Below are 9012 nucleotides of genomic sequence, written 5' to 3'. Positions count from 1 at the left end.
CATAAGGGCGGTCGAGCCGAGGCGGAGTCCGGGCGGCGATCCGGCAAGGCGCGGTTTCGTCCGGATACCGGTGTTGTATCCGGACGAAACCGCAACGCCGCCGGGCGTCGTCCGGGCCCGCCGCAGGCCGGCCAGGTCTTATGAAACAGGCCCTAGCGGCCGAAGGCGAGCCAGCGGAAGCCCGCCGCGTCGATCGCGGCCCGTTCCGGGGCGGTCAGCGCCGCCCGGCCGGTGGTCTTACGGATCACTGTCACCCGATCCCATTCCAGAGCGGCCGGGGCCGGGTGCCCGCCGGTGAGAAGGTCGGCGATCACCTCGGCCGCCGGGGTGGTGAGCCACGGCGGCCGGTCCAGAGCGGCAGCCAGGTCCAGACCGTGTACGCCCACCTCGACGACCCGGGTCCGCAGGAACTCGGTGAGGCGCATCGCGTCGCCGTGTCGGGTCCGCACCACCCGATCGGGCGGAGCGGCGGCCACCGCCGCGTCGGTGGCCCGCCACGCTCGGTCCACCTCGGCCGCCAGCGCCGCCCGGTCCACCCGGAGCGCGTCACGCCACCCACCGGCGACCCGGTCGGCGTCCACCTGCTCGGTGAACTTCGCCCGGCCGAAGTAACCGGCGGCGTCCACCTCCGCGCGGGCCGGGGCCGGCGCGGCGAGCATGTCGGTCAGCCGGCCGACGCCGGTGCGGACGTGCGCGATCAACTCCAGGACGGTCCACGGCGGGCAGTCGGTGGGTCGGTCGAGGTCGGCGTCGACCAGGTCGGTCAGAACCTCGGTGAGCCGGGCGCACTCGGCGGAGAACGCCGCGCGGACGGGATCCATGCCCGGCTCAGCCCTTGACGCGGGGCACGAGCCGGTGCACGACGGTGAGCACCAGCGCCATCACGACCGCCATCGTTCCGGCGATCCCGGCGGCGCTGCCGGCGTACCCGATGAACAGCGGCCGGCGGCTCAACTCCTGCGGTCCGGTGCCGCGCAGCTCGATCAGCCAGGCCAGGGCCAGCCCACAGGCGATCAGGGCGAGCACACCGCCCACCCCGAGCACCAGCGCGGCGATCCGGTGCGCGTCACCGGGGGCTACCTCGGCCTGCTCGCGTTGGGTGACCAGCAGGAGCAGCCCGGCCAACGCCGCCCACACACCCACCACCAGGTACGCGGCGACCGCGTCGCTGGGCCGGTGCCAGCCGGCGGAGAGGGTGGCGACCCCGGCGGCGGCGGCGTAGCCGGCACCGATGAAGGCGCCGGCCGCGCGCACCTTGCGCGGCAGGACGAGCATCAGCGCGATCGCCACCGACGCGGCCACTGTGGTGTGCCCGCTGGGCAGGCTGTTGCCCACCGCGGCGCGCTCCGGGTCGAGGCCGAAGTCGGGGCGGTTCAGCCCGTACTTCAGCAACTGGGTCGAGACGTTCGCCCCGGCGATCAGCAGGGTCGCGGTGACGGCCAGGGCGATCCGCCCCCGGATCAACGCGATGAAGCCGATCATCGCGGTGGCGGCCAGCAGGGAGACCACCGACATCGCGTTGAGGATCCGGTTGACAGGTCCGTCGATGGTGTCGTGCCCGATCCGGTTGCCGGTCAGCGCGACGGTGTCCACCCACTGACCGACCTCGGTGTACACGGCCACCCGCCACACGGCGAGGAAGGCAGCCGCCTGGACAAGGGCCAGTACGACCAACCAGACCGCGGTCCAACCCCGTGCCGTCGCGCGCATCCGCACACCGTAGCGGCCGGCGTCGGCCAGCCGATCGGTGGCCCGCCGCGCGTCGACGGTTAGGTTGTGCCGGAGGCGAGGAGGCGGTGGTGGGCGGAACACCGGAACGCGACAGCGGGCAGGCCGAGCCCGATCCGGAGCAGCGCGAGAGCTCCGGTCCGGGGCCGGCAGGGCCGACCGGGGCCGACACCGACCCGGGAGGGCCGGCGCGGGCCGAGTCGCTGACGGATCTGCTGGGCGGGCGACGCGGCGCCATCGACGCCACCCTGCCGCCGGTGGCGTTCGCCGCGGGCTGGTTGCTGGGCGGCGAGTCGCTGTGGGGTGGTGTCGGCGCGGCGCTGGCCGTGGGCGCGGTGGTGGCCGGCGTACGGCTGCGTCGGGGTGACCGGCCGCGATCGGTGTTGATCGGGCTGCTGGCGGTCTGCGTCGCGGCGTTGATCGCGGTGCGCACGGGCCGGGCCGAGAGTTTCTTCCTGATCCAGGTGCTGTCCAACGCCGCGAGCGCTCTGGCGTGGGCGGTCAGCATCGTCGTGCGTTGGCCGCTGCTCGGCGTGCTGGTCGGCGCGGTGCTCGGCCAGCGCGCCCGGTGGCGACGCGACCCGGCGCTGCTGCGGGGGTACGGCCGGGCCAGTTGGGTGTGGACGGCTACCTACCTGCTGCGGGTCGCCGTGTTCGTGCCGCTCTATCTGGGTGGGCAGGTGCTCGCGCTGGTGGTGGCCCGGGTGGCGTTGACCTGGCCGCTGGTCGCGGCGGCGCTGGCGCTGAGTTGGGTGGTGCTGCGGCGCTCGCTGCCGACCGGGCACCCGGGTCTGCGTCATCCGGTCGCATCGGACCCGGTCGCGCCGCCTCGTTGACCCGAACCTGGCTCACGGAGCCGGGCGAATGGCGGGAAAGAAAGTGGAGAGGCCGCCACGGGGGGAGCGGCCTCTCCGGTGACGTACGTTACTCCGTCGTGGACTTCGGTGTGATCCCGTGAGGGCCCGAATTTCTGGGCTTTTTTGCAACTGGCTCCAGTCCGGGCGGTGGGGTGGGCCAGCCGATCCGCTGCGTCGGCCAGATGGCCGGCCCACCCCGGCCTGACCGTGGGTGTCAGGCCGTCCCCCGGTCGGGTCCGTCGTTCCCCGGACCCCGACCGAATCCCGGGGTGGGCGGTCCACGCCGCCCACCCCGGGTCGCTCAGCCGTTCGGGAACATGCTGCCGTAGTCGGCGTACGCCATGGCGACGTCAGCCTGTGCCCAGAACCGGTGGTAGTTGAACTCGGGCTCCGGACCACCGTTCAGGTACGCCTGCACCTTGGGCCAGTCCGGGTCGTTCTTGTAGAAGGACCGGATGTCGAGGAAGCTCTTGCCGGCGGCGATGGCGTCGCCGTTCGGCATCTTCCCGGTCCACCCCGACGGGACGTAGAGGCCCTGCCCGGTGGACGCGTTGTAGACGTCGTCGAAGCGCCGGTAGTCGCCACGCTTCTCGGTGGTGGAGACACCCTTGGCGTCACTGGCGGCCGACAGCGCGTCGAGCAGCCCCTTGGCGGTGTCCTTCGCCGCCACGTTGCCCGACTTGGCCGCGTACGCGATCAGGATCCGGGCGTAGGCGGCGGTGACACCGACGTCCTGGCCCTTGCTGATGACCTCGACGTGCAGGCCCGTGTTGGGCTGCGGGTTGGACGGGTTCCAGGTGGTCGGCTGACCGGTCCACGCCATGTCCGACGGGATCGACCAGTTGGTGCCGAGGGTGGTGTTGGCGATCGCCCAGGGCACCCACTTGTCCAGCAGCGCCTTGGCCTTCGCGTTGCCGGTCTGCTGGTACAGCTCCGCGATGCGCTGCATCGACCAGGCCTGCATGCCGAACCACTGGTTCGACGGCGGGTCGTTGTAGACCGGGTCGACGTCGTAGAACATGCCGTAGAAGGTGCTGGTGCCGGCCGGCGGCTGGGCGTAGCTACCGTCCCAGCTGTTGGTGGCGCCACCGGCGATGCCGCCCTCGGCGGACTGCAACCAGGTGTAGAACTCCAGCTGCCGCTCGAAGCTCTTGGTCCAGTCGGCGACCGCTGTCGACGACTGCGGCTTGAGCTCCGGGGTGTTGGTCAGCGCCCAGGCCGCGAACGGGTTCTGGTAGCCGAAGTGGTTGTGGCTGGAGCCGATCCGCCAGGACCAGTTCTGGCTGGCGTCGTACGCGCCGCCCCAGGCGTAGTACCAGGACAGCAGGTAGTGCGCCGAGTCCTTGCCACTGCCGGCGGGGCAGGTGCTGGCCCCGACGCAGTTGCCGATCTTCTTGAAGTACTTGTCGAACATCGCGTACCGCAGGTAGTCGCCCATCTTGGCGGCCTTGGTGATGGTGGCGGCGACGTCGGCCTGCTTGTTCTGCGCCTTGGACCAGGTCAGCGCCCAGTACGCGGCCTGCACGGCGCGGGCGTCGGCGTCCGGGGCGTTGGTGTACTTCCACTGCTTGGCGGGGGCGCCGGTGTCCTTGACGAACAGGTCGAGGTAGCCGTACTGACCGCCGTGCTTGAAGGTGTCGCAGGAGGGCTGCGGAATGGTTTCCCACACCGACTCCTGGGTGCCCCGCTGGAAGGTGTTGATGTAGGCCGGCTTGGTGGTGCCGTCACCGCAGCGGCCGAAGCCGTAGGTGTTGTCGACGTCCATCAGCCAGTGCATGCCGTAGATGTCGCCGGTGCCGTAGGTGGACTGCAACTCCGAGCGGAGCGGGTCCTGGCCGACCGAGACGTTCGGGTTCAGCGCCGATGGGTACTGGCTGGGCAGGTTGTACTCCGCGGCGTACTGCGGCGTCCCCGCGGAGCCGGCGGTCGGCTGGTCGGCGTGCGTGGGGATGATGTACTTCTCCATCACCGTCCAGGCATTGTTGAACGGGGCCCAGTTCTGGGTGACCTTGCCGTAGTAGGCCTCCAGCCAGAGCCAGAAGCTGAACGCCTCCGAGGTGGTCTCGTGGCCGTGGTCGGGCGCCTCGACGATCAGCGTCTCCACCGAGTGGTACGGCACGCCCTCGGGGCTGAAGTAGCCCGAGTTCTTGATCTTGCCGTACTGCTCGAGGAACTTCGCGGTGTAGGCGTTGTCGCCGCCGGGGGTGTCGTTGTCGATCTCGGTGGCGGTGACCGCCAGTGAGGCCAGACCGGTGGCGGCGGCGGTGATGGTGGCGGTGCCGCCGGCGGTGTCGGCGTCCTCCGCCGCGGCGACCGTGACGGTGACCCCGGTGTTCCAGTTGCTCGAGGTGAGCGTGGCGGTGGCCGGCGAGACGGTGATGTCGGTGTCGCCGGTGCGGGTGAGGGTGACCGGCACGCTGGCCGTCGGCGCGGCGCTGAGCTTCAGGTTGAAGGTGGCGGTGCCACCCTCGCTGACACTCACCGCGGACGGGGTGGCGACGAGCGTCGGGCCGGTGGCGGTGCCGACGGTGAACGCCTTCTCGTCGACCCCGATGCCGTTGGCGTTGTCGTACGCCTTGGCCTGGACGGTGTAGCTGCCGGCCGGCAGGTCCTCCTGCGTGTAGGCGTACGGCGCGGAGGTGTCCGTGTTGACCAGCAGGCCGTTGCGGTAGAACTCGACCTTGCTGATCGTCCCGTCCGGGTCGCTGGCGGTGGCGGTCAGCGGCACGTCGGCCGGCGCGGTGAACGGCCCGGTCGGCAGGCCGAGCGAGACGGTCGGCGGCTGGTTGGCCGGGGTGCCGTTGCACGGGGTGCCGTTCAGGGTGAACGCGGTGGGCTTCGGGTTGCTCCCCGTGTGAGCGCCGTTGAAGCCGATGGTGGTGGAGGCCCCGGTGCCGAGGTTGCCGTTGTACGACTCGTTGGTCGCGGTGACCTGAGTGCCGGACTGGCTGTACCTCGCCGACCAGCCCTGGGTGACCCGCTGGCCGCTGTTCGGGAAGGTCCACTTGAGCGTCCAGTTGCTGATCGGATCGCCCAGGTTCTTGATGGTGACGTTGGCGGTGAAGCCGGTGTTCCAGTCGTTGGTCGCGTAGACCACGTCGCAGGCCGGGGCGGCCTGCGCGGCACCGGCGGGCAGGGTCACCCCGCCGACGGCGAGCAACGCGGCGGCGGCGATCGCCACGCGACGGCGTATTGCCAGTTGTCTCATGTGCGCGGTGTCTCCTCGGGCGAGGCCGGGATGATCCCGGCGAAGGCGCCGGCCCGCGAGGGTGGTGGTCCGCGGGGGTTGAGAGGCGCCGGGAAGGTGGTCTCCCCGGGCCCGGCCGGGGTGGGTCGGTGCGGCCCGCACGGGAAGGGGTCCCGCTGGCCGCGATGGGGTGACCGTGACCGGACGTGGTGCTGCCGGCTGCCCTCGGTGGACCCGCACTGACGCGATGTGGCTCCTGCCGCGTTGAATCGACAGTGTGCCATGGAAGCGCTCCCACAACAAGCCGGATCGGCTCCTTGTTTCGATCTTGTTTTGGGTCTTTCACAAAGGCGTGACGGGCGTTACAGTCGCAACATCGGTCGATGGGAGCGCTTCCATCGACAAGGTTCCAACTAGAAGATCACCGGCGTCGCCTCCGGGCGGGGCCGGGGAACCCGACCGATGGCCGACGACGGGCCAGCCCGGACGCCGTCGTCAGCCATCGTCCCGCCACATGGAGGGAGGTGGAACCAGAGCCACTCGCGTGGCCCGGCTCCCGCGCGACACGCATGGCAGGACCCAAATTCCGCTTGCGTGTGTGCAGTTACGGTGGGGACGGGGGTTGCCCTCCCCCGTCCCCACACTAAACCCCCGTACACGATAGGAAAAGAGGCCGACGGGACAGGCGCGGTGCGCCGCCCGGACGGCCTCGTTCGCTGCTCGGGGCCATACCCGCCGCCACCCCGCCAGCCCCGGCCGCCACGACGGTCGGATGACCGGCAGGCCGCGTCTGCCCTATCATGGGAGCGCTCCCGAATCTTCGGCGGTGGCCCCGTATCCATGAGGAGAATCCATGTCGATACCTAATGGGCCCGCCGGCCCGCTGCGCTTCCCGGACGACTTCGGCTGGGGCGCGGCCACCTCCGCGTACCAGATCGAAGGCGCCGCCAAGGAAGACGGGCGCGGCGAATCGGTCTGGGACACTTTCAGCCGCGTCCCGGGGCGCACCCGCAACGGCGACACCGGCGACGTGGCCATCGACCACTACCACCGGTACGCCGAGGACCTCGACCTCATGCGCGACCTCGGGTTGCGCAGCTACCGCTTCTCCATCTCCTGGCCCCGGATCCAGCCCGACGGCACCGGGACGCCCAACCAACGCGGCCTCGACTTCTACCGACGCCTGCTCGACGGCCTCCACGAACGCGGCATCACCCCAATGGCCACCCTGTTCCACTGGGACCTCCCCCAGGCACTTCAGGACGCCGGCGGCTGGGAGTCCCGCGACACCTCCCAGCGCTTCGCCGACTACGCGGACCTGGTCTTCCACGCCCTCGGTGACCGGGTGCCGGCCTGGCTCACCGTCAACGAACCCAAGACCGTGGTGCAGAACGGCTACCTCACCGGCCACCACGCCCCCGGCCGGCAGGACCCGGACGCCGCCTACCTGGTCGCCCACCACCTACAGCTCGCGCACGGGCTCGCCGTCGCCGCGCTGCGGGCAAGCGGCAGCGACAGCCGGATCGGCCCCGCGTTCAACCTGCACCCCTGCTACCCCGCCGACGACTCCCCGCAGGCTGCCGCGGCCGCCCACCTCTACGACGGCTACGAGAACCGCCTCTACCTCGACTCCCTACTCAAGGGCAGTTACCCGGAGGACGTGCTGACCGACCTGGGCCCGCAGAGCCGGATGGTCCGGGGCATCCGCGACGGTGACCTGGCGATCATCTCCGCGCCCGTCGACCTGCTGGCCGTGCAGTACTACACACCGATCTACGTCACCGCCGACGGCGGCACCGAACACCGCTGGGCGACCTCGGAGGCCACGTGGCAGCAGATCTACCCCGAGGGGTTGTACGACCTCCTGACCCGGATCACCCGCGAGTACGGCCCGATCCCGCTCACCATCACCGAGAACGGGCTCCCCACGCCGGACACGCTGGCCGCTGACGACACCGTCCAGGACACAGGTCGGATCAGCTTCCTGCGCGACCACCTCGCCGCCGCACACCGGGCCATCGCCGACGGCGTGCCGCTGGAGAGCTTCCACGTCTGGTCGCTGCTGGACAACTTCGAGTGGGACGCGGGATACGACCAACGCTGGGGCCTGGTCTACGTGGACTACGCGACCCAGCGGCGGGTGCTCAAGAGCAGCGCCACCTGGTACCGCTCCGTCATCGCCGACGGCGGCTTCTGAACGCACCGGCACCCGGACGACCGGGCCCGGACGGCTCGACTCGAGATGAGCCGGCGACCGTCCGGGCCTCGGCCACCGCACTCAGCGAGGCAGTGCCTGCTGCAACTCCGCCCGCAACGCCGGGGTGAGCATCTCCCCCGCCTGCTTGGCCAGCCGGGCCATCTCGTAGCCCACCACGCCGATGTCCGCGTCACCGGCGGCCAACGTCGCCAGGATCGAACCGTCGCGGATCTGCATCACCAGGAAGTAGCCGCGGCCCATCTCGACCACCGTCTGCTTGACGACGTCCCCGTCGAACATCGAGGCCGCGCCCGCGGTGATGCTCATCAGCCCGGAGGTCACCGCAGCGAGCTTGTCCGCGTTGTCACGCGGCAGATGGTCGGAGATCGCCACCAACAACCCGTCGGACGAGACCACCACCGCGTGCGCCACACCCGGCACCCGCTCCGCGAACGCGCTCACCAGCCAGCTCAGGTCACGCGCCTCCTGGCTCAACGTCGTCACTGTCGTCGTCCCCCTTCGTCGTGCCCCCCGGACGGTGGCACGGGTATCTCGGTGGTGTCCTCGGCCTCGGCGCGCCGCACTCCGCTGTAGAGCCGGGAGAGCATGCCGCCGACCGCCTCCGGGTCCGGGTCGGTGCGGGTCGGTGCCACCGTCGGTTGCGCCGAGCGGGTGACAGCGCTCAACTGTGCCATCGGCACCCGCACCGGCAGCCCCCGCTCGTTCGTACCGGCCGTGACCGGCACGGCCGGTGGCATGCCCGACGCGGGGACGATCGGCGCGGACGGGCCGGGGCCCTGCCGCGACCACCAGCCCCCGCCGACGTCCCGGCCGCCGGCCGGGGTCAAGACGTCCTCGGCGCGCACCGGCACCGGACGGGCCTGACGCGGCACGGCGGCGGCCGGTGGCCGACCGGCAACCGGCAGGTCCCGCGCCGCCATGCCCAGCCCGGAGGCGCCGGTACGACCGGCGGACGGGCGTCGAGCTGGACGGTCATGCCCGGGAACTCCTTTCCGCCGTGCGGGCGGGACTCCGGTCACCGG

General features: G+C 71.3%; 6 protein-coding genes and 1 pseudogene. 2 read left to right on the top strand and 5 right to left on the bottom strand.

What is annotated here, in order from left to right:
* Positions 1-152 precede the first annotated feature (152 nt).
* Complete coding sequence (locus ACWCO3_RS26325; protein ID WP_450012565.1) at positions 153-821, bottom strand: maleylpyruvate isomerase N-terminal domain-containing protein; 669 nt, start codon at positions 819-821, stop codon at positions 153-155.
* A 7-nt stretch (positions 822-828) separates the two neighbouring features.
* Positions 829-1716, bottom strand: a complete 888-nt coding sequence (locus tag ACWCO3_RS26320; protein ID WP_208745144.1) for a phosphatase PAP2 family protein — start codon at positions 1714-1716, stop codon at positions 829-831.
* A gap of 215 nt (positions 1717-1931) precedes the next feature.
* Between ACWCO3_RS26320 and ACWCO3_RS26315 the strand changes: the two genes are divergently transcribed.
* Entirely contained in the window at positions 1932-2564 is a 633-nt protein-coding gene (locus tag ACWCO3_RS26315; protein WP_357929395.1) for a DUF3159 domain-containing protein, read from the top strand.
* 322 nt (positions 2565-2886) lie between these two features.
* Here the strand turns inward: ACWCO3_RS26315 and ACWCO3_RS26310 are convergent, their stop codons facing one another.
* Positions 2887-5793, bottom strand: coding sequence for a glycoside hydrolase family 48 protein (locus tag ACWCO3_RS26310; RefSeq protein ID WP_145779991.1), 2907 nt, complete (start codon positions 5791-5793; stop codon positions 2887-2889).
* A gap of 832 nt (positions 5794-6625) precedes the next feature.
* On the opposite strand from ACWCO3_RS26310, the gene ACWCO3_RS26305 reads away from it, so the two are divergent.
* Positions 6626-7969 carry a GH1 family beta-glucosidase gene (locus ACWCO3_RS26305; protein ID WP_450012563.1) on the top strand — a complete coding sequence of 448 codons (1344 nt, stop codon included), beginning with the start codon at positions 6626-6628 and terminating at the stop codon, positions 7967-7969.
* Between the two features lie 81 nt (positions 7970-8050).
* On the opposite strand, the gene ACWCO3_RS26300 is transcribed toward ACWCO3_RS26305, so the two are convergent.
* Together ACWCO3_RS26300 and ACWCO3_RS26295 are read right to left on the bottom strand one after the other, a co-directional pair.
* Entirely contained in the window at positions 8051-8473 is a 423-nt protein-coding gene (locus ACWCO3_RS26300; protein ID WP_088988684.1) for a roadblock/LC7 domain-containing protein, read from the bottom strand.
* Positions 8470-9012 (bottom strand): annotated as a pseudogene (locus ACWCO3_RS26295) (hypothetical protein); the annotation flags it as partial. The pseudogene ACWCO3_RS26295 and the gene ACWCO3_RS26300, both read right to left, overlap by 4 nt.

The organism is Micromonospora sp. NPDC002411 (assembly GCF_053592955.1).
This window is presented reverse-complemented; position numbering and strand designations above follow the sequence as displayed.

Bases quoted from the DNA above. Each gene is read 5' to 3' on its own strand.
- ACWCO3_RS26325 (WP_450012565.1), bottom strand. From the start codon at position 821: ATGGATCCCGTCCGCGCGGCGTTCTCCGCCGAGTGCGCCCGGCTCACC.
- ACWCO3_RS26310 (WP_145779991.1), bottom strand. From the start codon at position 5,793: ATGAGACAACTGGCAATACGCCGTCGCGTGGCGATCGCCGCCGCCGCG.
- ACWCO3_RS26305 (WP_450012563.1), top strand. From the start codon at position 6,626: ATGTCGATACCTAATGGGCCCGCCGGCCCGCTGCGCTTCCCGGACGAC.